Source organism: Brevibacillus sp. FW301-21C12A (assembly GCF_058788915.1).
The window spans coordinates 18,033-41,704 of record NZ_JBYTBG010000027.1 but is presented as its reverse complement, the minus strand read 5'-3'; the positions used below and the strand labels follow the sequence as shown (position 1 = coordinate 41,704).

The following is a 23,672-nucleotide window of genomic DNA, read 5'->3' as shown; positions in this document are numbered from 1 at the left end:
CTTACACAATATCATGCCCAGATATGAAAATCTACAAAAAAAACACAGAAAATTTAGTAGAAAAACAATAAAAAGTTTTTAATCGAATTAAAAAAACCCGCGATTTTACCATCGCAGGTTCAATTTTCTATTTTATCCTTTTTTTACTGCACTTGAATCTGTCCATTGCCGTCAAGAGTCACCTTGAACTCCTTCACGACAGTAGGCTCTGCACCCGGGTTGTTCAAATCGTGTTTCAGCACTTGAAAAGACCCGTCGCCAGCGAGCTTGCCTGTGTATTCCACTCCGAACAGTTCGGACTTGTAAAAACTGAAGTTGGCCAGCTCAGTCTGCTGCAACTGGTCGACGAGCAACTGTCCGTCACCGCTGAACATGGCGTTGCGCAGAGGCTCAGAGGATTCGTATTTTTGCTGGAGATAAGTCTTCAATTGCTGGGCGATTTCCGATTCTGCGAGCTGCTTGCCCGCTTCCACCGCCTGCTTGCCTACCTCGATGGCCTGTTTGCCCGTTTCTACTGCCTGTTGCGCTGTCTGTACGCCTTCGGAAATTTCCGAGCAGGCTGTCAAGAGCAGCGCGCAGCCGAGAATCCATGCTTTTTTCATGTTCGTGCTCCACCCCTTCCTTGCACTCTTGAATCGTACTTGATTTATTTTACTGTATATCCACTTTCGGCGCATCCGCATATGATGAGGTAAGCGTAAGAGCTGCACTGATTACAGGGAGGAAGCGCAATGATTCAAGGGAAAGTAAAATGGTTCAGCAAGGAAAAAGGATATGGATTCATCGAGCGGGATGGAGGCCCTGACGTGTTCGTGCACTATTCGGCGATCACGGGCACAGGCTACCGGAATTTGGAGGAAGGCGAGCAGGTCGTGTTTGAGATTGTGAATGGACAAGCGGCAAATGTCGCGCGCAAAATCGTCTAGGCAAGAACAGAGCTTATACTGTAGCCTGTAAAAACAGCAGATGACCGATCCGTCATCTTTTGATTCCAGACGCCGTCACACCCGTAAGGGCAGACGGCGTCTTATTGTTGGCAGACCGTTCTTCCAGGGGGGGTTTCCCCCGCAGGGAGTGCAAGTCCTACAGGTTGTAGAGAAAGACGGCCAAGGCGATGACGAGCATCGACGTAATACACCCGTATATGAGCAGCAGGTTGCGCGAACGCTGCTTGAAGCTGCGCTGCTTGGCTTCCACAGGCTTCAGACCGATGAGAAACGTCCCGACGAACGCAAAGACAACGAGGATGATGACGGCAACAATAAAGGGAAAAATAGTCATGACGGACCAATCGTCCTTTCTGTATCACACAGTCATCCTGTGAGGCACACACAAGGATGCAGATGGTTGGTAAGGTATCTGCTTCGATCATATACCGTCCTATGCAAAAAGTGGCCATCCACTTTGCGGTTTTTTTGCTCATCCACTTGCGGTAAATGCTTCTGCAAAACGCTCGACTGCGGCAGGAATTTGTCCGAGAGAGGCTCTTCCGAACGTAAAGCGCACATGCCCCGGCGCTGCTCCGAACAGATGGCCGGGCACGAAGACGACGCCCCGCTTGACGGCTTCGGTCAGGAGCTGCTGCTCGCTCCATGTTCCGGCAAAGCGGCACCAGAGATGGATGCCGCCTTGTGCTCCCGCCATGTCGACCTGTTCGCCGAATGTTTCTTGCAGCGAAAAAAATAGCTGGTCGTGACGGAGGGCAAGCTGCGTGCGCAGCCGATCGACGTGCCGGGCAAACTCGGCGGAAGCCAAAAAGCGGTCGGCCAGCCATTGCGGGAAAATGCTGTGCCCGAAGTCAAACTGCTGCTTCGCGTCCGCCAGCCGCTCGATGACGGTCTGCGGGCCGACAATCCAGCCGATGCGCAGGCCGGACGCGACGATTTTGGTCAGCGAGCTGATGTACAGGACTGTGCCGTGCTTGTCCAATGATTTGAGCGTAGGGATCGGTTCTTTGGAAAAAGCGGTCAGGCTGTAAGGATCGTCCTCGATGATCGGAATGCCGTTTTCAGCGGAAAAAGCGAGCAGTTGCTTCCGGCGGGCAAGCGACAGGAGCGTCCCGGTCGGATTTTGGAAGTTCGGGTTGAGAAACACCATTTTGATCCGATGCTTGCGGTGCAGTTCGGCGAGCTGGTTCGGGTCGATGCCATGCCGCTCGACGGGAAGCGAAAAGGTGCGCAAGCCAGCCGAGTGAAACAGCGGCAAGGAATGGCAGTACGAAGGCGTCTCGATCGCTACGGCGTCGCCTGGTTTGAGCAGGCATTGCACGACGAGGTGCAAGGCTTGCTGCGCCCCGGAAGTAATCATGATCGAGGTGGCGGGCGCTTCGATGCTGCGCCATTCTTGCATATGGCGGCCCAGCGTCTCGCGCAGCGACCAGTTGCCTTGCGGATGCTCGTAGCCGAGGTGAGCGGGAAAGTCATCTTGGCTTATCAACTGTCGCAGCGTATCGCGGGGAACGAGATCAGGCGAAAGCTCGCCGCTCGCCAGGTCGATCAGTTCGTTTTCCTGCGTTTCTCTGCGGATTTTCCGGATGAGCGGCAGATTGGGGCGAAACGATCCGGTCTCGGTCAGATGCCGCCAGTTCGGGACCCGCGTGCGAGCCAAGCCCCAAATGTCCTGGCTGACGAGCGTTCCGCTCCCTTGCCTGCGCTCCACGATCCCGGCCGCCTGCAGCTCGTCGTAGGCGGCGACAATCGTCGAACGGTTGACGCCCAGCTCTTTTGCCAGCGAGCGCTCCGAGGGCAGGCTGCTGCCCGGGCCGAACTCGCCGCTGCTGATGCGCTGCTCGATCTGCTCGGCAATTTGCTTGTATAACGGCTTTGTTTTTGTCCCTGTCGTCTTGTCGTCCATGTCCATCCTGCTTTCTGTGCGTGTTCAAATTCCGTGGCAGAAGTTAAAATCATCCAGCTCATTATACCATTGATCGAATCTTGGCTTTCAATTTTGACACGGTTTGTTTAGTATAGAGGACGAAGGAGTTGATGGGGTTGAAACAATATTTAGACTTGTGCCGACGCATTTTGGCTGAAGGCGTCACGAAAGAAGACCGGACAGGCACAGGTACGATGAGCGTTTTCGGGCATCAGATGCGTTTTGATTTGAGCGAGGGCTTTCCGTTGGTCACGACGAAAAAGCTGCATATGAAATCAATCATTCACGAGCTGTTGTGGTTTTTGTCTGGAGACACCAACATTCGCTACCTCCAGGAAAACGGGGTGCGAATCTGGAATGAGTGGGCAGACGAGAACGGCGATTTAGGCCCGGTGTACGGCAAGCAGTGGCGTTCCTTTACCGGGCGCGACGGCAAGACCGTGGACCAAATTCAATGGGTGGTGGAGGAAATCAAAAAAAATCCGGACTCCCGCCGTCTGGTCGTGAGCGCGTGGAATCCGGCGGACTTGGACGAGATGGCGCTGCCGCCGTGCCATTTGCTGTTCCAGTTTTACGTGGCGGACGGCAAGCTGTCGTGCCAACTGTATCAGCGCAGTGCCGACACGTTTTTGGGCGTGCCGTTCAACATTGCTTCCTACGCGCTGTTGACGCACATGGTGGCACACGTCACCGGGCTCAAGGTCGGCGATTTTGTCCACACGCTGGGCGACGCGCACCTGTATGTGAACCATATCGAGCAGGTGAAGCTCCAGCTCACGCGCGAGCCGAAGCCGCTGCCCAAGCTGAAGCTCAATCCGGCGGTCACGTCCATTTTTGACTTCACGTATGACGATATCGAAATTGTCGATTACGAGGCGCATCCGCACATCAAGGGCGAGGTGGCGGTATGATTAGCCTGATTGTGGCCTACGCGAAAAATCAGGTGATCGGCAAAGACGGCGACATGCCGTGGAGCCTGCCAGCCGACTTGAAAAACGTCAAGGAGATCACGACCGGCAAAACGATTGTCATGGGCAGGAAGACGTTCGAGTCGATCGGCAAGCCGCTTCCGAACAGGCGAAACGTCGTGCTGACCCGCAGCCGGGCCTTTCACCCGGAGGGCGTCGACGTCGTGCACACAAAAGAAGAGGTGCTCGCGCTGGGCGACGTCATCATTTTTGGCGGTGCCGAGATTTACCGCCAGTTTCTGGATGTCGTGGATCGGATGTACATTACGGAAATTGATCTGGAGACGGAAGGCGACACGTTTTTTCCGGCCTGGGACCGCGACGCGTTTGTGCTTGTGGACAAGCGCGAGGGCGTAGTGGACGAGAAAAACGCGCATCCGCATACATTTTACGTGTACGAGCGCAAAAAATAGATGATCGGCGATCATATAGAAAAAATGCCTCCTGTCAGTCAGGAGGCATTTTTGGTTTGGCGGCGCGTTCAGATAGCTCCAGATAGGCGTCACGCAGCCACGGATGCACGACGCGGAGCTTGTCGCGCCGCTCCCACAAATACGCCAGATAGACGAGCGCGGCGCACTCCAGCGAATCGTCCAGCGCCGCGAGCAACGGCTGGAGATAGGGGGGCGTGCCCGGCTGATCCCACTTGATTTTGTCGGCCACAAAAAGGACGAGGTCCAACGGCTTTGCGCCGGCCTTCAATGTCGTGTGGCAGCCGATAGCAGATAAAATGTCTGCATCCGAAACCGCAAAAAGCTCGCGGGCTATGACGACGGACAGCTTTTGGTGCACGATCATCGGAAATTGTTCTTCCTCTGGCAGCACGTCCACCCCTGCCAGCCTCGCTACCTCGATCCTCTGGCTGTTCGGAAAAATCGCGCTGCTGTCGTGCAAAAGCCCTGCCGTGACGGCGGCTTGCCGATCCACGCCGAAGCGGATCGCCAGCCGTTCTGCCTCCTGGGCAACCAGTACGGAGTGCCGCGCTGTTTCGGTGCATCCGTGCAAGCGAAAGAGGCTGCAAATATCGCGAGCCAGGCTATCTGTACGTTCCCATTCTTTTGTCCACGCTGCCAAAAGCGTCATGGGCATTCTCCTTTTGCCGAACAGGCTGGACTCCCAAAAGGGGCAAGACTTTTCGCGCGAAAAATCAGTATATTCCTATTGTACAAACAAAAGACGGCGCGTGTCGAGCTTTCCCTCTCCCCAAGACATATCGCAGCCGCCTTTCGCATACAAACAGTAGAAAACGGGTGGACAAACCGCGGGAGGAATAGGATGAAGGTCGACTTTCACGTGCATCTGGAAGAAGGGCCATACTCGCTGGACTGGCTGGTCGGGCAGGCTTGCGCGCTCCGGCCGTTTTTGGACGAAAAGGAGGAGAGCGAAAGCCGAGGCTGGGCCAACGAACTGGTCAAAGGGCTTGCCCAAAGGCTTCAGAGCGGCCCGTACTCCAGAGAGTGGCTGGACTTGTATCGGGCGCGGGCCAAGCAGGCAGGAATCGTGCAAGTGTGTGTAGCGGAGCATCTGTACCGTTTTGCGGAGTACCGCCCCTACTACGAGCGGCATGTTCGCGTAGGCGACGACCGCCTGGGCAGGGCGCAGCGGCGCTGGCTTGCGCAGATGGCCAACGATTCGCTTCCGGCCTACGTCGCGTTTCTGGCGGAAGAGCGCGAGCGATGGGCGGAGGACGGCCTTGCGCTGCGCATCGGGATTGAGCTAGATTATTTTCCGGGCGGGGAAGACGTGCTGCGTGAAGTGAGCGGGCAGTATCCGTGGGACGTGTGCATGGGAGCGGTCCATTTTCCCGGGGGATGGGGCTTTCCGGTTCGGGACGTCCAGGAGTATTGGGAAAGGGTGGCGCCAGCGGGCTTGTACAGCAGCTATTTCGATGTGCTGGAGCAGGCGATCGAAAGCGGCCTGTTCGATGTCATGGTGCACCTCGACGGGATCAAAGCATTCGGGCCGAAGCCGGACGAGACGGCGCTCTTGCCTTATTACCAGCGGATCGCCCGGGCGCTGCGGCGCAAAGACATGGCCGCCGAGCTGAACGCCGGGTACGTGCGCGGCCAGTCGCTGCGCGAGTTTTCCCCGAGCTTTCGCTTTTTGCAAATTCTCGCGCAGCACGAGGTGCCGATCACGCTGTCTTCGCATGCGACCGCTCCCGATCAGGTGGGGCAGCATCTGGCCGAGGCGCGGGCGCAGTTGAAGCGGGCAGGCTTTGCCGCTGTCGCCGTTTTTGCCGACAGAAAAAGGAGCGAGCTTGCGATTGGCTGAGGGAGCTTCCCCATTGTGGGCGCATTTTTGCTATGATAAAGACAGGCATAAAAAAAGTGCACCCAGTGGGAGGAGAAAAACAGATGTCCTTGCAGGAACAACTGAAATCGTTGCTCAAAGAGGTGGAGCCGCAAATCATTTCGTGGCGCCGCCATCTTCACCAATATCCGGAGCTTTCCTTTCAGGAGGAAAAGACGCCGGCGATGATTGCGGAAATCTTGAGAAATCTGAATTTTGACGAAGTGCGGACAGGAGTAGGCGGCCGCGGAGTGATCGGAGTGCTCAAGGGCAGCCGTCCGGGCAAGGTCGTCGCGTTGCGCGCCGATTTTGACGCGTTGCCGATTCAGGATCAAAAAGACGTTCCGTACAAGTCAACTGTTCCTGGGGTCATGCACGCATGCGGCCACGACGCCCATACCTCCCAGTTGCTGGGGCTGGCAAGCGTACTCGCTTCGCACCGCGACCAGTTCGCCGGAGAGATTCGCTTTTTGTTCCAGCATGCGGAGGAAGAATCTCCGGGCGGCGCGATTCAAATGACGGAGGACGGGGCAGTCGACGGCGTCGATGCAGTGTTTGGCGTCCATCTCTGGTCCATGCTGCCAGTAGGCAAAGTGTTCATCAGCGGCGGCCCGATCATGGCGAACACGGATGACTTCGTGATCGAGATCAAAGGGCGGGGCGGCCACGGCGCTGTTCCGGAGGAAACGGTCGACTCCATCGTGATCGGCTCGCAAATCGTCGGGAATTTGCAGACGATCGCCAGCCGCAACGTCAGCCCGCTGGAGAGCGTCGTCGTGACGGTCGGTACGTTCAATGGCGGCGACAACAACAACATTATTGCAGATGGCTGTCGCCTGACGGGAACCGTGCGTACGTTTTTGCCGGACGTGCGGGATCGCGCGGAGCAGCGCCTCGGCGAAATCGCCATCGGCACGGCGAAGATGATGGGCGGCGAGGCGAAAGTATCGTACGAGCGCGGCTACCCGGCTGTCATCAATCACGAAGAGGAAGCGCAGCTCGCCCGCGAGGCGGCAGTGGCGGCGTTTGGCCCTGAGCGCGTGGAGCCGATGAAGCCGCTGATGGGCGGAGAAGATTTCTCATACTACCTGGAAAAGGTTCCTGGCGCCTACCTGTTTGTCGGGGCGGGCAATCCGGAAAAGCTGGCGAACTACCCGCACCACCATCCGCGCTTTGACATCGACGAGGATTCGATGCTCATTGCCGGAGAGCTGTTGGGACGAACAGCCCTGCTCTACTTGGAAAAGCATCAGGCGTAAACAAGAAGACTTGCAAAGATGCGCTTTTGCCTAGCGGTGGCAAAGGCGCTTTTTTTTGCCTGCTGCCATAAACTGATGAAATGAGGCGTCACACACCGCACACGGCATACGGGTGAACAAAGGAGGGACGGCCTCAGTGAGAAAACGGATCGGCATACTGACCTACCGGGGAGAAGCCGGATTTGTCGAACCAGGATTTTTGCGCCGTCTGGTCAAAGAAGGCAACGGCATGGGGGCGGATGTTTTTGTATTCGGGCCGCAGGATGTCCAGTTTTCCAAGCGCAGGATCAAAGGCTTCATCCCCGCCGAAAAAGGCTGGAAGAGTGAATGGTTCGACTGGCCGGACATTGTCATCGACCGCTATCGGTATTACCCGTTGGCGAAGCACAGCCGCTACCTGCCGTTTCGCAAGCAAAACTGGTTCCGCTATGCCAACAGCCGTTTCACGAATAAATTTAATCTGCATCAAATTTTGCAGGTAGATCCGCTTTTGACGAGGTGGCTGCCGGAAACGTTCGCCTACTCCAGAAGCACGCTCGTTTCCATGCTGGCACGCCATCGCCTGGTCTATCTCAAGCCGACAAACGGCTCAGGCGGGCGGAGCATCCTGCGCGTGGAAAAAACCGAAGAGGGCTACTTGCTGCACGGCCGAACCAAGCAACAGGCGAAAAGCAGCGAAAAGCTCCCGTCCATCGCCAAAGTATGCGAGCGGCTGGAGGCGTGGATGGAGCGCGAGAAAAACGGCAGAGAAGACTTTTTTCTGCAACAAGGGCTACAGTTGTCGCTGGTGCCGGGGCGAACCGTCGATGCGCGAGTGCTGGTGCAAAAAGACGGAAAAGGCATCTGGGGGCTGACGGGCATGGGAATCCGCATCGGCTCGACGCGATCCTCGACCTCGAATTTGCACGGCGGAGGCACGGCGATGGCGGCGATCCCTTTTTTGGTCAATCGCTTCGGGCAAGAAGAAGCGAGGCGCATCGTGCTGGAATGCAAAGAGCTCGTCGTGCAAACGGTGGCGCGCATCGAGCAGCACTTCGGGCAGATGATGGAGTTTGGCTTTGATCTCGGCATTGATGTGCACGGCAGGGTGTGGATTATCGAAATCAATCCGAAGCCGGGCCGGGAAATATTCAGGCAGTTGGGAGAGCTTCGCCGCTACCTTCAGGCGGTGCGCCGCCCTTTGGAATACGCTTTGTACCTGATCGAACAGGACGCGCAGCGAAAAGACCAGTCATTCGGTTGAAAAGGCCCTTCTGCAGCTGGAAGGGTCTTTTTTAAACCCTGAGACGCTGTTTGACCGTCGTAAGCCACTTTCGAACATATTTCAAAAAGAAGAAACTGTAAAAAAGGTCTGGAGGAAGGAATGCATTTCAGTGCTATTGCTATATTAACGTGATGGCGGGAGCAGATATGTCGAACAATCGTGGGGCGATTTAGTAATTGTCTAAAAGAAAAAAACTGGACGCACTCAATCGTACCAGTTCCTCCGTATGTTGTATCCAGTATGAATCTCTCATTTACTAGATTGTCTATTCATGATGATTTGAAATTGCACAATATATTCGTCCAGACATTGGCTTAACACTATAACTTCGCTGTCGGAAATCCCCTTTTCTTGGACCAGTTTCACTAATTGTTCTCGCATTTCCTCTATGATTTCTGATATGTTCTCTTTTTTTCGATTATTCTCTGTCAGATCAGTAGAGGGAACGCTTATTTTTTTCCCCGTATCTACAATCATCAGCTCCCTATTTTTTCAATATAAGGGTACATATAACTATATGTTATTCTGCCAAAAACAAGCAGTTGGGGAATATTGCATAGATATGAAGATTAACATAACCAACGATAGGGGGGAGGGGAAAATATGGATTTTTTTGTCGCGACAAGATATAATTTGTAATAAAATGTAAAAACATGGTCCTAAAGCAGAAATGCAGTCTTTTGATTACCTGGAATATATGCTTGTTGTAATAGAAGATGGGGTGCCGTTTCCTGTGGATGATGTCGGAAGAATGAAACCGAGAAGATATTATTTTGAAATCGGTCTCTGGTATTTGACAGGAAAAATTGTATAGGAGTTTGGAAATGGACAATTTAATCATCGAACCTGGGGAGGGCATCGGTTTAATAAAATTTGGCATGAGCAAAGATGAAGTTGAAAAATGCATTCAAAGTTATACTGAAAAGTATCAGAAAGAATATCATATTCAGGACTATTTCAAGGGCTTCTTCATGTTGGAATATGATTCTGAAGGTAAGGTTGATTTTATAGAAATTCCTGAGGTTTTAAAGGAAACATTTAACTGCTTATTGATGGGCATTGATGTATTCAACACGAAAGCTGAAGATCTTGTAGAGAAAATTGATGAAATTGCAGAATATGATCGAAATCAATCTGATGGCTATACGTATTTTTTTCCGTCATTAGGGCTCTCTTTATGGAGATCAAAGAGGAATGCTAGAAGATTCGTTTAAAAAGCTAAGTTCAGAAAATCAAGAGGATAAAATAAGACACTTATATTTTGAATCCGTCAGGGAATGTAAATTTTTTGGGGGTAAATGGGTTTTTAACAGATGGAGGGTTCCGTCAACGGCTTTACATGGAGGGGCGGGCATGATAGGCTCGTTTGCCAACGGATAGTGAAGGTCAACTCGACTGCTTGAGTAGCACCTACCTCTCCATCTCACTATGTTGTTTGACTCTGCTATAATGGAACAAAGATCAGTAAGGATTGGCTAATTGAATTTGGAGAGTCGAAAAGTTACCCAAAGACTGACAGGTTCGTGAACATCATACTGCGTTTTCTGGAGTTTATACACGCTACGATTCTTGATGTAGACTCGGTGATCTTTCAAACGGAGGATTCACAAAACGTTTTGCATATCTACCCCAAACCTAATTTTAAGCAACTAAGCGTTCCTCATCGGGAAGAAATTTTTCGTTTACTGGCTCCACATCTTCAGGGAGAGGCTGAGAACGATTTGAAAATTCGTACAGCTTTGGGGGTCTGGACGAGTTTCTTTCTAAAGAATCCACAACATGCTTTTCTTGAAAGTATGGAAAAAGTAATGCGACCATATGAACATAAGGCGAAGAATGATATCATATCGGATCGAGTGGACTTCTTAGCTGGAATGATAAAGGTTGTACACCCTGACCAGGCAAAATTCCCCAATGGAGACGAGAAAAATACTGGCAGATTGCTAAGGGATCAACTTAAGGCTCTACTTAAAGGACCGAGGAAAGCTACTGAACTTAAGTATAATTATATGAGTGATAAAATTGAGAGATGTAAAAATGTCAGGAACTTAGTGATCCATAAGTTACAAGACAGCGATAAAAAGACCGATGTTAATCAAGTCGATTATGATATTTTTAGCACGTTTTTCTTCGAGAGTTTTGCTCACTTAATGTTACTGTCTCTGGAGTCATCTGTTCCGGATAGAGCATCAAACCAAGCTTAGTGTGAGAAGCGGTCAATTGGGGTCTCATTGATTAATGTTATATGATTGTGACTAACAGCGGCAACCTAAATTATTCAGGTTGCCGCTGTTAGTTTTCTGATGAAGTTCGCATGGTTATTTCAGATAAAATTGATGGAAAGCTATCAACTCGAAGTAAGGTGAACTATGAACCCGTACACATTAGATGATTCATTACTACAGCAATTCAAACAAGCTGTCTTCGACCATGATGATTTTTTGATTAACGCCTACTGTGACTTCAACGGAGAAAACCGCTGGAACCTGATCTGTTCTGCAAAAGATTGGCTTAGCGTCAGCGTTAATGGTTTACCGTACATCGACTTGAACCATGAAATTGATGACGTTCGTTCACTAAATGTCGCACAGTTAATAATGACTTACGACATAGTTGTCGAGTCAGTAAAGAAGCTGCTTCAGGTATTCGATCTTGAGCATCTGTTAAAAGGTGACAACTCCATCTTTAACAAGCCTGTACCAGATGACAGGTATTTTAAGCAGATACGAGCTTGTTTCGCAGCACATCCGGTAGATTTTGATAGCACTGATGGGGTAAAAGTCAAGGTAAAGGGCAGCAACCAAAAGCCAGAGAGGTATCTCGCTTCTTGGTCTAGCGATGTTGGGGGTAATGCCGATTATTCGGTTTATCTCTACAGCAATAAGCCAGGGTCAGATCCTATCCCCTTCTTGATGAACTTTGCTCAGATCCACGCTTATACAGCTTACAGCACCACAAGAGTTCAATGAACAAGAGCAGGAAGCCATAGCACCGTACCTGCGATTATTGAAACCTCTGGTCGAAGAAATATACCAACGTTGCAAACCATGCGGTATGTGTCAACGCCGACTTTATTTTGACCCACCATCGCTGGTTTAGAACTGACCCACCCGGCGATTTTTTGTTGGTTAGGTAGTAGATTCGGAGAATTTATCAGCCGCCCACACCATGATCGTATTGAATGATTGGAGGTTTTATTGTGATTACTTTTCCATCTGCAATATGGACGTTAATACCGAATCCTAAACCCAATACCAAGCATAATGATAATACAAACCCTTTTACAAATTTCTTCATGTTTTCTCGCTCCTTTCGTCTACAACACTTTGAAAGATCTTTTTCTGTTCATCCGATGCATGTTGAAGATGTGACCAAAACATACCAATACAGCTTTTGAAATAATCAAAGTCCTTGGATGCAGTAGTTAAAATAAGGCACCGTAAAGTTTCATCCAAGCCCTCTGAATACTTCCCTTTTTTAAACAAGTATACCGCTAAATGGTATCTGAAGTGAAGATGATGAATTTTATCAATAACCCCCTTAGCATTTCTAAATCCTTCTATATCTTCTGAAAATCGCTCTAATACTGATTCAACTGGAAAACCAAACTCATTGGCAGACTTGATTATCGTTACCAGACCGGGAAGTATCTCCTTTGGATTTTCGGAAAGGAACTCAAGGTAATCTGACAGAACCTCCGTGTTTCCCATAGACATAGACAAAGTGTATGAGTTAGCTAAAGCCCATAATCGAAGCTTATCAACTTCTGCTTCGCTTTCTTGATCGCGAATTTCAAACCAGCTTAAATCAGCATAGCCATTCGTGTAAATCTTTGATTCTTCATACTTGCCCATATTTTTCAGTGCTACAGCTTTTAAAAGATAACCCTGTCCATAGTACAGAATCAAAGGACGCTCTGTTTTTGGTAATTCACTAGGCTTGTTGTTTTTTCGTCTACGAAGCTCATCTTCATAGACAATTGTTGCTAATTCCCTTAATTCATCAGCGTATTTCCCGACGTCTTCCCACCTGCGCAGGGTGTAACAAATCTTTGCCAGGTGCAATAGCGCATCAAGCTGATGGTTTTCAGGCAACCGCCTTCTATATGGTTCAAAGCGGATAACAGCCTTAAACTTTTCTTCAGAGTTCATCCCTTCGGCAGCTCGGAACAGTCGATACTGGCTCATCACAAAGTGATTAGCATAGCTATCCTTTTCGTTATCGATTACGAGCAAATAAAAAGGGATTGACTCCTTCAGTTTCCCTTTTTCAGAAAGCTGCTCGGCTACTGAAAAAAGGATTCTGATATTTTTAGGATTCTCCAGCAGCTTTGAGGCAGTCTCGCTAATACAATCCTGTCGGCCGAGTTCAGCACAGCGAGCCAGATACGGGATAACACGTGGACGGGAAAATTTGTCCTCTGTTATACATTCTTCCGGATACAGTTCGTATAACCATCCTGGCTCGTGCCCAAACGCAATGGCCAGTTGATCCAGTTGGCATATCGTCATGGGACGAGGAGGATTACCATTGAGAATCGTGCTGAGCGTCCCTGAATTAATGCCGGTTAATTCGCTGAGCTTACTAATTGTAAACCCTGTCAGTTTCAAATTCCTTTCGATCTCTGATCGCAATGACGGCTGGACCATTACCCCCATAAGTAACACTCCTCAAATACATGAATTACTGATTTCCTTCTGCCAATTTCTTTGCTCGATAGAAAACGTTATGTACTTAAACTATATATTATATTACTGCGATATCCAGTAAAAGTAAATAAAAGGTTATTTATGGTAAATAAGAAGAGAAGTTATGATGCAGGAAATAAAGGAACCTCTGAAAGTTTCGGAGATCCTGGGCACTACTCGAGCCACGATTGTATACATGTATTGCAAAAAACCCCCCATTTGCCCAAGGGATGCGGCATAATAAAAGTAGCTGTCGCCGCGGGCGGGCAGCGAGCACCATTTCAGCCCCGAGAGCGGCGATCATCACGTAACGAGGAAGGAGAACGAGCATGAGACAGGAAGCGTTTTCCATTGATCTGGGAGAAGGATTGACACTGCGAGGAAACATACATACGGAGGAAGCAGCCGGGTCTGCGCAGCCGCTGCTTTTGTTTTGCCACGGCTTCAAAGGCTTCAAGGACTGGGGCAGCTTTCCGTACGTAGCGGATGAGCTGGCGAAACGAGGCATTGCGACGATTCGCTTCAATTTCAGTTGCAACGGCGTCGGGGAGAGCCTGACCGAGTTTAATGAGCTGGAAAAATTCGGGCGCAACACGTATGCCCGCGAGCTTGCCGACCTGCACGCACTGGTCGAGCGGATCGTGTCTGGCGAGCTTTCTTTGCCCGCCTGCGTGGACAAAACGAAGCTGTACGTGCTTGGACACAGCAAAGGCGGCGGAGATGCCATCCTGTTTGGCGCGAACAATCCGCATGTGACAGGCATCGTGACGTGGAACGGCATCGGCGACGTCAACCTGTTCGACGCAGCGCTGCGCAAACAAATCGAGGAAAATGGCGTCGGGTACATAGCGAATGCGCGCACCGGACAAAACATGCCGATTACGCGCGTCGTCATTGACGATGTCGACCAGAACCGGGACGAGTATGACATTTTGGCCAAAGTAGCGACTATGGAAAAGCCGCTGTGCATCATTAGCGGAGAAAAAGATTTTGTCCGTCTGGTAGAGGCTGCCAAAAGAATCCACCAGGCTGCGAAAAACAGCGAGCTGCACTGGATCGAAGGCGGCGACCATACATTTAACGCGCGTCATCCATTTGCGGGCACTTCGGCTCCGTTAGAGGAAGCGATCAAGCAGACGGCAGCTTTTGTCCTCGCCCCGCGGACATAGAAAAAGCCGCGATTTTCCTGCGTTTTCAATCCATTTAGGCTATGATATACTGGGTAAAGTCTAAAGATTAAAATGATGTGATTATTCAGAAAAATATCAGGAATAGGTGGAGAAGAAACATGAACAGCAAGGTGTATCTGTATGATACAACCCTGCGAGATGGGACGCAGGGAGAGGGGATCAGCCTGTCGGTGGAAGACAAGATAAAGATCGCACTGCGGCTGGATCAGTTCGGCATTGATTTTATCGAAGGCGGCTGGCCGGGGAGCAATCCAAAGGACATGGCGTTTTTTGAACGCATCCGCGAGGTTCCGCTCCAGCATGCCAAGGTGACCGCTTTCGGCAGCACCTGTAGACCGAATGTGGCGGCATCCGCGGACGACAACCTGCAAGCCCTGATCGCAAGCGGCGTGCAGGCGGCGGCGATCTTCGGGAAGTCCTGGGACTTGCACGTCACAGACGCTTTGAAAACGACACTGGAAGAAAACTTGCGCATGGTCGCCGATTCGGTGGCTTTTCTGAAACATAAAGGCTTGACGACGCTGTTTTTGGCGGAGCATTTTTTCGACGGCTACAAAGCAAACCCGCGCTATGCCCTGCGCGTGCTGGAAGCCGCCGAGGAAGCCGGAGCGGACTGGATCGTCCTCTGCGATACAAATGGCGGAAGCCTGCCGCATGAAGTGTACGAGATCGTCAAGGCGGCTGTCGGTCATCTGCACACGCCGCTCGGCATCCACCCGCACAACGACAGCGGCGTAGCGGTAGCGAACGCGCTGGCGGCGGTGCAAGCCGGAGCCAAGCAAGTACAAGGGACGATCAACGGCATCGGGGAACGCTGTGGAAACGTCAACCTGATTTCTGTCGTGCCCAATCTGCAGCTCAAGCTCGGGTACGAATGCGTGAGCAGCGAGCAGCTTCAGGAGCTGACGCAACTGTCGCGCTACGTGGCGGAGATCGCCAACATGACGCTGCCTAACAATCAGCCGTTTGTCGGGCACAGCGCCTTTGCGCACAAGGGCGGCATCCACGTCAGCGCGGTTCTGCGCGATCCGAAGACGTATGAGCACATCGAGCCGGAAAACATCGGCAACAAGCGCCGCGTGCTCGTCTCCGAGCTGGCCGGCCAAAGCAATCTGCTCGCCAAGATGGAAGAGCTGGAGATTGATTTGTCGCTGGATCGGGAAAAGACCCGCGAGATCATCACGCGCATCAAAGAGCGCGAGTTCCAGGGCTACCAGTACGAGGGCGCGGAGGCTTCGCTCACGCTCATGCTGCTTGCGGCGGCGGGCAAGCTGAAAAATTTGTTCACGCTCGATTCTTTCAAAATTTTGATGGAAAAGGCAGCCGTCCAGTCGATCACGTCCGAGGCGACCGTCAAGCTGCGCGTAAATGGCGAGAGCGTCCATACGGCAGCGGACGGAAACGGCCCTGTCAATGCGCTGGACAACGCCATGCGCAAAGCGCTGGAGAGCTACTACCCCTGTATCGCCAACATGCACCTCGCCGATTACAAGGTGCGTGTCCTGGATGAAAACGGGGCGACGGCAGCCAAGGTCCGCGTCCTGATCGAATCGGCGAGCAACGGCGAAAAGTGGAGCACGGTCGGCGTCTCGACCAACGTGATCGAAGCGAGCTGGGAGGCACTTGCGGACAGTATTCGCTACTTCTTGTGGAAGGAAGGCTGCGAGGAAGCGGGCCATCTGGCTTCTGCGGAAGCGCGGGTTGGGATCGTCAATCATTGACCGTCCTACGGGATGGAAAGCCTTGTTGACCGCGCGCGAGCGGTAGCACGTTAAGCGCGTTTAACGCGTTCACCCCGTTTACTCGTTAAAAAAAGACCAGCAAAGCTCCGGGGAGCTGCTCTCTTTTTGTCAGCTACATCTGACAGGGGGAGAGCGGCTCGGGTGAGAGCGAGCTGGTCTTTTTGTGTGGCGTTTGCCTGCTCAGTCGGCTGTCTCCGAAGCAGGCCGATCAATCAGTTGGCGCAGCTTCGTTTCCGTCGAGGACTGGGGATCTGGCGTGTAGATGCTGCAACGCAGGTCAGCGCTGCCCTGCACTTGCAGGGAGGTCAGATGGAACTGCATTTTTCCGGCCTTGGCGTGGCGAAATTCAAGCAACACCTCGGGGGCGGAGCTGACGTGGCTCTGCTCCCAGAGCGTTTGGAAATCGGGGTGAACTTTTTTCATTTCAGTCAAAAAATGCGCGTACCATTCGTCCTCGACGTACTGCCCGTAGTACGCCCGGAAAATCGCGAGAAAACCGCTGACGAAATGCTCCCAGTTGACGGCGAGCCGCCGCAGCTCTTTTCGCGTGAACAGCAGCCGGATCAGGTTGCGCTCTTCAAAAGGAATTTGCTCGAAGTCGAGAAAGACGTGCGCCGCGGCGTTGTTCCAGCCGACGATGTGCAGTCGCCTGTCGGAGATGATCGTCGGACAGGAGCGCAGCTCGTGCAAAATTCTTTCCAGCGCGGGGCTGATCTGCGGCGGTTCTTCTTTTTGCAGGCTCGTGCCAATGCCCGTCCCGCTTTCCAGCGCCAGCGCGTACAAATATTTGCGCTCGTCGACCGTCAGTTGCAGCGCTTTGGATACGGCGTCCAGCACAGAAGGAGAGACTTTGATGTCCCTGCCTTGCTCCAGCCACGTGTACCAGGTGGAGCTGACGCCCGCCAACTGCGCCACTTCCTCGCGGCGCAACCCGGGTGTCCGGCGGCGGGTGCCAGGGGCGAGGCCGACTGATTGCGGGAGAATTTTGGCGCGCTGCGCTTTTAAAAACGACGAGAGAGCCTGCAGGCGTGTCTGATTGTTCATAGCCGCCTCCTATCCTGGTCTTTTAGCCCAAGCTGTTACTTGTTATACTAGGATAAACAAAAACTTGTAATAGGATAACACGTGCGACAAGATGGTTTCCATAAGGACTTGCAAAGGAGGATAACCATGGAAAAAGTAGTGGTTACAGGGATGGGCGTCATTTCGCCTGTCGGCAGCGACGTACAGCAGTTTTGGAGCAGCTTGACGCAAGGAAAATCAGGCATTTCGCAAATTGATAGATTCGATACATCGCGGTTCAAAACGAAAATCGCCGGACTCGTCCGCGACTTCGATCCGGAGGCTCGCTTCGGGCGCAAAGAGGCGCGGCGCATGGACCGCTTTTGCCAGTTCGCCATCGCGGCTACGGATGAAGCGCTGGAAGACGCGGGGCTTAGGCTGGAAGAGTGCGACCGCGAGCGGGTGGGCGTCTACGTCGGCTCCGGCATCGGCGGCGTGCAGACGCTTCTGGAGCAGCACGACATGCTGCGCAACCGAGGACCGGAGCGGATCAGCCCGACGCTCGTGCCGATGCTGATTTCCAACATTGCGCCAGCCATGATTAGCATCAAGTACGGCATCTACGGCCCGACCATGTCGCCTGTCACAGCCTGCTCGATCGGCAACACGGCGATTGGCGAAGCGTTTCGCCTCATTCGCTCCGGCCGGGCAGATGTCGTCATTGCCGGAGGAACCGAGGCCGCGATCAACGAGGTGTCGCTGGCAAGCTTCAGCAACGCCACGGCCTTGTCCACGCGAAACGACGATCCGACAGCCGCGAGCCGGCCGTTCGACGCGAAGCGGGATGGCTTCGTCATGGCAGAAGGCGCAGGCATCCTCATTCTGGAATCGCTTTCGCATGCGCTGAGACGCGACGCTCGCATTTACGCAGAGGTCATCGGCTACGGCGCCAGCTCGGACGCCTACCACATGGTCGCGACCCATCCGGAAGGCATCGGGCCGTACCGGGCGATGAAGTGGGCGCTGGAAGAAGCAGGAATCCAGCCGGGCGAGGTAGACGTCATCAGCGCCCACGCCACCAGCACCGAAATCGGGGACCGCTCGGAGACGTTGGCGATCAAGCGTTTGTTCGGCGAGCACGCAAAGCGCATCCCGATCACGGCAAACAAGTCGATGACGGGGCATATGTTTGGCGCAGCCGGAGGCGCAGAAGCCATCGCCCTGGTCAAAAGCCTCCAGGAGGGAATCGTGCCGCCGACGATCAACCAAGAGGAGCGCGACCCGGTCTGCGATCTCGACTACGTACCGAACACAGCCCGCCAGATGCCGCTGAACATCGGGATGTCCAACTCCTTTGGCTTTGGCGGCCATAATGCGGTGATTGTTTTGCGGAAGTACGAGGGGTAAGATGGAGTTTTTCGGAACCTTTCCAATTTGTTTGGGGAGGTTCTTTTTTGTGTCGTGGCAAATTTAAACAAAGAAATCATAATCCGGTTTCAAAATAGCAAGGAACCGATTGCCCCGTTTTTTGAACTTCAAGGAGTGATTCGTATCGACTTGCGAATTGGTTTAGTGATTGGCAGGAATCTTGATGTGCGGAAAATGAGAGAAAGATTATAGAGCCAGCCTGCTAATCGGGAAAGCCCTAAAACCGAGCACACACCCGAAAGCTGCCGATGTACATGCCGATGCACAAAGAGTGACTGCTTCCATCCCCTCACCCGGAATGCCATCTGGAAAAAGTCTGCATATTAACGAAGAAACCCAATCAACGAAAACGTAGACGATCAAACCAGAACCGAAAAAGGGGAATCATGCATGGCAAGCGAGCAGCGAGTCAAAGAAACAAACATCCACCGGGCACCGATTCTCGGTGTCATCATTGCTGGCGCGATTGCGGCCCTGCTCAACCAGACGCTTCTCAACGTCGCTCTGCCCAAGCTGATGGAGCAGTTCCACATCACCACCTCGACCGCGCAATGGGTCATCACCATCTACATGCTGGTCAACGGCGTCCTGATCCCTACCACCGCTTTTTTGATGGAAAAATACACGACCAGGCAGTCGTTCATTTCCGCGATGAGCCTCTTTGCCGCCGGAACCCTCGTCTGCGGCATCGCGCCCAGCTTCGCCATCATGCTGCTCGGACGAGTCGTGCAGGCAGCGGGGGCAGGCATCCTCATGTCGCTCATGACCAACGTCATTTTCAACCTGTTCCCCGCATAGCGCCGCGGCTCGGCTATGGGGGTCGTCGGCATCGCCATGGTATTTGCCCCGGCGATTGGCCCGACCTTATCCGGCTGGATCGTCGAGCATTACTTCTGGCGCCTGCTGTTTTTCGTCGTGTTGCCGATCGCCCTGATCGTTTTGCTCGTTTCGTTTTTCATCCTGAAAAACGTGACCGCGACAGCCAATCCGAAGCTGGACTTCTGGGGAGTCGTGCTGTCGACAGTCGGCTTCGGCGGGCTGCTGTACGGCTTCAGCACGGCTGGCGGAGCGGGGTGGAGAAGTACCGAGGTCATCCTCATGCTGCTCATCGGCTGTATCAGCCTGGCCGCCTTTGTCTGGCGGCAGTTGTCCATCGACCATGCCATGCTCGAGTTTCGCATTTTCCAGACCCCGGCCTATACGCTGGCCGTGCTCATCAGCCTATTGGTCAACATGTCGCTCTACTCGGGCATGATCTTGCTTCCGGTCTACGTGCAAAACATCCTGCACTTTACTCCTGTGCAGTCAGGTCTGCTGCTTTTGCCGGGGAGCATTCTTATAGGCATCATGTCGCCGATTACGGGCAAGCTGTTTGACAAGTTTGGCGCCAAATGGCTCGCCTGGATCGGGCTTGTCATCACCATCGTCACGACCTACGGCTTTACGAAGCTGAGCCTGTCTACTAGCTACAGCTACCTGGTCACGTTGTACACGGTGCGCATGTTCGGGCTGTCCATGCTGATGATGCCGGTAATGACGTCCGGACTGAATGCGCTGCCGCTGCGGCTGAACCCGCACGGGACCGCCATGTCCAACACGGTCAACGCCATCGGGGGAGCGCTTGGCACGGCGCTGTTTGTCACGATCATGACGACGAAAAGCGCCGCCCACACGGCAGACATTGTACGAAGCCAGCACCTCAATCCGGCCGATCTGGCACAGATGGAGCTGGCGACGAAGCAAGGAATCGCCATGGGGACGAACGACGCCTTCTGGATCGCCACGCTGTTTACCGTCATCGCCCTGATTTTGGCGCTGTTTTTGCGCAACAACACGCCACGTCCGGAAAAGGTAACCGCGAAAAAGCGAGTGCCCCAGCTCTCGTAACTAACGCGATTCTTCTGCTGAAAGGCTGCGACGATAGCCTTGGCGAGCGGGTGAGGGTGAAGGGGCGAGGGTGAGCGAGTGAGAGTAAGCGAGAGTGAGTACGAGCGAGTACAACAGTGCGATCCCGACCAAACAAGCAGCTACCAAGATGCGAACCGGACACCCCCAGCAAAAAAAGCGCCGCTTCCCAAACGGGAGGCGACGCTTCAACCTACTTCATCCGATATGTTCGCTAGGACTGCTTTCGCATTGCACCCAATTCTTCCACGATCGCCGTCATCTCATTGATGCCGAACGCCGTTTTTTTCTGCACCATGTTGTACAAGTACAACAGGTCCTCGTAATGAACAAGGTCAAAATCTTCCGCGCGCATGACGGCCGTGTTCGCCATGTTCAGCTTCGCTTTGATGCCTTCGATCAGCACCGCCAAATTTTCCTGGGTCGCCTCTTTCAAATCTGCCATGGTTGGTCTCCTCTCCAAAAACGCTGCTAGTTATTTGGTAAGCTGCCCACGCGTGACGCCAAGCTGGTTGGTTGCCTTCAGCGTGCGCCATACGTGTGTGCCGCTAACTTCTCCGCGCAGAGCCTGACGGTACAGGCTGATGACTTCGCGCACACGCTCCGGTTCTTCCTCCAAAAACTCGATGCGGTAGCTGCCGACGTGCAGGGAGCGAAACTCGTTCAAATACTCTGCGCCCGACTGGTCGATGGCGTTGTACACCGTGTTGCGGCAGCCGGTGTCCACCCGCACCGGGTGCGAGAAGCCGACGCGATCCTTGAGCGAGATGCGAGAGGTTTCGCACGGGGTTCCGCAGTTGGTGTGGTCGGTTCCCTCACTCATGAACGTGCAGTACACGCAATGCTCGGTATGGAACATCGGCATGTGCTGATGGATGACCAGCTCCATTTTGGCGGCGTTGGAGCGGCCGAGCAGGTCCACCATCTGCTGGATGTTCAAATCGTACGAAGGCGTGACCCGTGTCAGGCCCGCTTCGAGAAACAGCTCGACAGCTTTATGGTTGGCCACGTTCAGGGAGAAATCGCCGATCAGCGGGATGTCGATTTCGTCCTTGCGGGACAGGTAGTAGTAGAGTGCCCCGGTGTTGCGCACGAGAATCGCGTCCGGCTTGCTTTTGGCGATCAGGGCGAGCACGCCGTTTTCGTCCGGCATGTGAATGCGCATCGTTGCGATCCCGATTTTTTTCCCGTACTTGTGCGCCAGCTTGACGCCTTCCGGGTACTGCTTGACGAATTCGAAGTCCGCGTAAAGGAAATCGACGTCCGTCTGCGCCGCCGCCTCCAGTTGCTCAAGCGAGCGGCACAGCGCAGTCAGCATCGGCTTTTCCACTGGCTGTGTGCGAGGCACGTCCGCGTACACGTCTACGTCGCGATGGCGGTAGACAGGCGGCTTGGAGCGCAAATAGACGAGCTGCTCCACGGCCTCCCGGCGCATCCGGTTCAGCTCGCTGACAGGCACGATCAAGTCTCCGTCCAGATCGACAGTCAGGTCGCGAGCGTCCAGATGGAAAATCGTTCCGCCCAGACGGCTTAACTGGTCGTGCAGCAGCTCATGCGTCAACGGGCGCTTCACGGCAGCCTCAAGCGGCTTTTCCGACGGTACGGTCACAGCGTGGTTCGCCTGTTTGTCCACCCAGGTGATGCTGAGCATCTCGCCCAGTTTGCCGCTGACGTGCACGGCGAGCGGGAAAGTGCGGTACGGCTTTTCCGTTTCAAACGTTTTGCGCAGGCGGCGATCCAGCTCAGGGTCGCTCGTTTTCCATACGCGGTCGCCCACGTGGAGCCGCTTCAGGTTGACGTCGTTGCGGCCCATGACGATCTCGTACAAGCCTTTTTCGACTTCGCCCTCGACCTTTTTGCCGCGGGAGAGAATATCGTAGACGCGTCCGCCTTCTTCCTTTTGCGTCGGATCGCCCGCGTCGAACACGATGCCGTCACCGCGCTTGACGGGAGCGGCAATTTCGACGAGCACGCTTGTGCCGAGCAGCTTTTTCACTGTGCCCAAAAACACGCCGCGGCTTTTCGGGAACGAGCCGTCCACGAGTTGCTTGTTGTTCGTTCCTTCCAAAAATCCATGGGTAAAGCCGCGGGAAAAGCTTTGCTGCAGCTCGCGAACCTCGACCTCGGTCGGACCCGTATCCTCTCCGGCAAAGTAGCGCTCGATGGCCGCGTTGTACTTGCTGACCACGTTGGCGACGTACTCCGGCGATTTCAGGCGACCTTCGATTTTGAACGAAGTCACGCCCGCCTCGATCAGCTCAGGAACGAGGTCAATGGCAGCCAGGTCTTTTGGCGAGAGGACGTACGCGATGTTGCCCATGTCCTTTTGCACGCCGTCGACCATCAGATCGTACGGCAGGCGGCAAGCCTGGGCGCATTCGCCGCGGTTGGCCGAGCGTCCGCCCCACATTTCCGAAGTCAGGCATTGGCCGGAGTAGGACACGCACAGCGCGCCGTGGACGAATACTTCCATCGGCAGCTTCGCTTTTTCCCCGATCTTCTTGATTTCCTTGAGCGAGTTTTCCCGTCCCAGTACGACGCGCTCGATGTTGAATGGCTTCGTAAATTCGACCGCTTCCGGCGAAGTGATCGTCATCTGCGTGGAGCCGTGAATCGGGAAGTCAGGGGAGATTTCGCGAATCAGCTTCACCAGACCGAGGTCCTGGACGATGACCGCGTCCACCCCGGCGTGAATACAGGCGTCAATCAGCTCGCGCGCATCCTCCAGCTCGTTCTCGAACACAAGAATATTAAAGGTAAGAAACCCTTTTACACCGTACATATGCAAATAAGCCATTATCTCAGGCAGTTCAGCCATGTGGAAGTTCTCCGCGCGTGCGCGGGCGTTGAACTTTTCCACCCCGAAAAAGACGGCGTTGGCACCATTCGCGACAGCGGCCTTCAAACAGTCCCAGTTGCCGGCAGGAGCCAACAGCTCAATATCTTCTCGCTTTATTCCATTTCGCATGTGAATGTCATTACCTCCAAGGTCTATAAAAGAAGCTCTTCTTCATCATAGGGAAATGTCTTTGCTCCCGCAACAAAAACCTCCACTTCTCC

At 53.4% G+C, this 23,672-nt stretch carries 22 protein-coding genes and 1 pseudogene; 13 read left to right on the top strand and 10 right to left on the bottom strand.

Annotation, left to right across the window (positions count from 1 at the left end; translation table 11 throughout):
* Positions 1-143: 143 nt before the first annotated feature.
* Positions 144-602 carry a hypothetical protein gene (locus tag AC3WQH_RS16580; RefSeq protein ID WP_005831639.1) on the bottom strand — a complete coding sequence of 153 codons (459 nt, stop codon included), beginning with the start codon at positions 600-602 and terminating at the stop codon, positions 144-146.
* Between the two features lie 129 nt (positions 603-731).
* On the opposite strand from AC3WQH_RS16580, the gene AC3WQH_RS16575 reads away from it, so the two are divergent.
* Entirely contained in the window at positions 732-926 is a 195-nt protein-coding gene (locus AC3WQH_RS16575; RefSeq protein ID WP_310670292.1) for a cold-shock protein, read from the top strand.
* Between the two features lie 157 nt (positions 927-1,083).
* Here the strand turns inward: AC3WQH_RS16575 and AC3WQH_RS16570 are convergent, their stop codons facing one another.
* Positions 1,084-1,281 carry a hypothetical protein gene (locus AC3WQH_RS16570; RefSeq protein WP_005831636.1) on the bottom strand — a complete coding sequence of 66 codons (198 nt, stop codon included), beginning with the start codon at positions 1,279-1,281 and terminating at the stop codon, positions 1,084-1,086.
* 138 nt (positions 1,282-1,419) lie between these two features.
* The gene (gene pdxR / locus AC3WQH_RS16565) at positions 1,420-2,853 is read right to left on the bottom strand and encodes a MocR-like pyridoxine biosynthesis transcription factor PdxR (protein ID WP_197186822.1); all 1,434 of its coding nucleotides are present in this window, start codon (positions 2,851-2,853) and stop codon (positions 1,420-1,422) included.
* 137 nt (positions 2,854-2,990) lie between these two features.
* Here pdxR and AC3WQH_RS16560 point away from each other — a divergent pair, with 137 nt between their 5' ends.
* Positions 2,991-3,785: a thymidylate synthase gene (locus AC3WQH_RS16560; protein ID WP_005831631.1), complete on the top strand. Its 795-nt coding sequence runs from the start codon at positions 2,991-2,993 to the stop codon at positions 3,783-3,785.
* Positions 3,782-4,255: a dihydrofolate reductase gene (locus tag AC3WQH_RS16555; protein ID WP_005831629.1), complete on the top strand. Its 474-nt coding sequence runs from the start codon at positions 3,782-3,784 to the stop codon at positions 4,253-4,255. The genes AC3WQH_RS16560 and AC3WQH_RS16555 overlap by 4 nt, the downstream gene beginning before the upstream one ends.
* Positions 4,256-4,289: 34 nt before the next feature.
* Here AC3WQH_RS16555 and yqeK read toward each other — a convergent pair whose 3' ends face one another.
* Complete coding sequence (gene yqeK, locus AC3WQH_RS16550; protein ID WP_005831627.1) at positions 4,290-4,925, bottom strand: bis(5'-nucleosyl)-tetraphosphatase (symmetrical) YqeK; 636 nt, start codon at positions 4,923-4,925, stop codon at positions 4,290-4,292.
* 192 nt (positions 4,926-5,117) lie between these two features.
* Between yqeK and AC3WQH_RS16545 the strand changes: the two genes are divergently transcribed.
* The 3 genes from AC3WQH_RS16545 to AC3WQH_RS16535 all read left to right on the top strand — a co-directional run bounded on the left by AC3WQH_RS16545 (position 5,118) and on the right by AC3WQH_RS16535 (position 8,636).
* Positions 5,118-6,116 (top strand): PHP domain-containing protein, encoded by a 999-nt coding sequence (locus AC3WQH_RS16545; protein WP_492332162.1) that lies wholly within the window; start codon positions 5,118-5,120, stop codon positions 6,114-6,116.
* Positions 6,117-6,199: 83 nt separating this feature from the next.
* The gene (locus tag AC3WQH_RS16540) at positions 6,200-7,393 is read left to right on the top strand and encodes a M20 metallopeptidase family protein (RefSeq protein ID WP_025844417.1); all 1,194 of its coding nucleotides are present in this window, start codon (positions 6,200-6,202) and stop codon (positions 7,391-7,393) included.
* 136 nt (positions 7,394-7,529) lie between these two features.
* The gene (locus AC3WQH_RS16535; protein ID WP_005831622.1) at positions 7,530-8,636 is read left to right on the top strand and encodes a YheC/YheD family endospore coat-associated protein; all 1,107 of its coding nucleotides are present in this window, start codon (positions 7,530-7,532) and stop codon (positions 8,634-8,636) included.
* A gap of 270 nt (positions 8,637-8,906) precedes the next feature.
* Here the strand turns inward: AC3WQH_RS16535 and AC3WQH_RS16530 are convergent, their stop codons facing one another.
* Positions 8,907-9,134, bottom strand: coding sequence for an aspartyl-phosphate phosphatase Spo0E family protein (locus AC3WQH_RS16530; protein WP_025847378.1), 228 nt, complete (start codon positions 9,132-9,134; stop codon positions 8,907-8,909).
* Positions 9,135-9,481: 347 nt separating this feature from the next.
* Between AC3WQH_RS16530 and AC3WQH_RS16525 the strand changes: the two genes are divergently transcribed.
* The 3 genes from AC3WQH_RS16525 (at position 9,482) to AC3WQH_RS16515 (ending at position 11,626) form a co-directional block, all read left to right on the top strand.
* Positions 9,482-9,871: a hypothetical protein gene (locus tag AC3WQH_RS16525; protein WP_492332161.1), complete on the top strand. Its 390-nt coding sequence runs from the start codon at positions 9,482-9,484 to the stop codon at positions 9,869-9,871.
* 309 nt (positions 9,872-10,180) lie between these two features.
* Complete coding sequence (locus AC3WQH_RS16520) at positions 10,181-10,861, top strand: hypothetical protein (protein ID WP_492332160.1); 681 nt, start codon at positions 10,181-10,183, stop codon at positions 10,859-10,861.
* Positions 10,862-11,026: 165 nt separating this feature from the next.
* A complete protein-coding gene (locus tag AC3WQH_RS16515; protein ID WP_025847384.1) occupies positions 11,027-11,626 on the top strand; it encodes a hypothetical protein in 600 nt (199 codons plus the stop codon).
* A gap of 184 nt (positions 11,627-11,810) precedes the next feature.
* Here AC3WQH_RS16515 and AC3WQH_RS16510 read toward each other — a convergent pair whose 3' ends face one another.
* Both AC3WQH_RS16510 and AC3WQH_RS16505 read right to left on the bottom strand, forming a co-directional pair.
* Positions 11,811-11,954: a hypothetical protein gene (locus AC3WQH_RS16510; RefSeq protein WP_155808637.1), complete on the bottom strand. Its 144-nt coding sequence runs from the start codon at positions 11,952-11,954 to the stop codon at positions 11,811-11,813.
* The gene (locus AC3WQH_RS16505) at positions 11,951-13,315 is read right to left on the bottom strand and encodes a helix-turn-helix domain-containing protein (RefSeq protein WP_122953301.1); all 1,365 of its coding nucleotides are present in this window, start codon (positions 13,313-13,315) and stop codon (positions 11,951-11,953) included. The genes AC3WQH_RS16510 and AC3WQH_RS16505 overlap by 4 nt, the downstream gene beginning before the upstream one ends.
* A 359-nt stretch (positions 13,316-13,674) precedes the next feature.
* On the opposite strand from AC3WQH_RS16505, the gene AC3WQH_RS16500 reads away from it, so the two are divergent.
* A complete protein-coding gene (locus AC3WQH_RS16500) occupies positions 13,675-14,514 on the top strand; it encodes an alpha/beta hydrolase (RefSeq protein WP_429775900.1) in 840 nt (279 codons plus the stop codon).
* A gap of 119 nt (positions 14,515-14,633) precedes the next feature.
* On the top strand, positions 14,634-16,256 hold the full coding sequence (cimA, locus tag AC3WQH_RS16495; protein ID WP_005831611.1) for a citramalate synthase: 1,623 nt from the start codon (positions 14,634-14,636) through the stop codon (positions 16,254-16,256).
* Between the two features lie 201 nt (positions 16,257-16,457).
* Here cimA and AC3WQH_RS16490 read toward each other — a convergent pair whose 3' ends face one another.
* Entirely contained in the window at positions 16,458-17,321 is an 864-nt protein-coding gene (locus AC3WQH_RS16490; RefSeq protein WP_005831609.1) for a helix-turn-helix transcriptional regulator, read from the bottom strand.
* Between the two features lie 126 nt (positions 17,322-17,447).
* On the opposite strand from AC3WQH_RS16490, the gene fabF reads away from it, so the two are divergent.
* Positions 17,448-18,686, top strand: a complete 1,239-nt coding sequence (gene fabF, locus AC3WQH_RS16485) for a beta-ketoacyl-ACP synthase II (protein ID WP_007780944.1) — start codon at positions 17,448-17,450, stop codon at positions 18,684-18,686.
* Between the two features lie 411 nt (positions 18,687-19,097).
* Positions 19,098-20,594, top strand: a pseudogene (locus tag AC3WQH_RS16480) (DHA2 family efflux MFS transporter permease subunit).
* A gap of 232 nt (positions 20,595-20,826) precedes the next feature.
* On the opposite strand, the gene AC3WQH_RS16475 reads toward AC3WQH_RS16480, so the two are convergent.
* Both AC3WQH_RS16475 and AC3WQH_RS16470 read right to left on the bottom strand, forming a co-directional pair.
* On the bottom strand, positions 20,827-21,057 hold the full coding sequence (locus tag AC3WQH_RS16475) for a DUF1128 domain-containing protein (RefSeq protein WP_005831605.1): 231 nt from the start codon (positions 21,055-21,057) through the stop codon (positions 20,827-20,829).
* Between the two features lie 30 nt (positions 21,058-21,087).
* Positions 21,088-23,580: a U32 family peptidase gene (locus AC3WQH_RS16470; protein WP_005831603.1), complete on the bottom strand. Its 2,493-nt coding sequence runs from the start codon at positions 23,578-23,580 to the stop codon at positions 21,088-21,090.
* Positions 23,581-23,672: the final 92 nt, after the last annotated feature.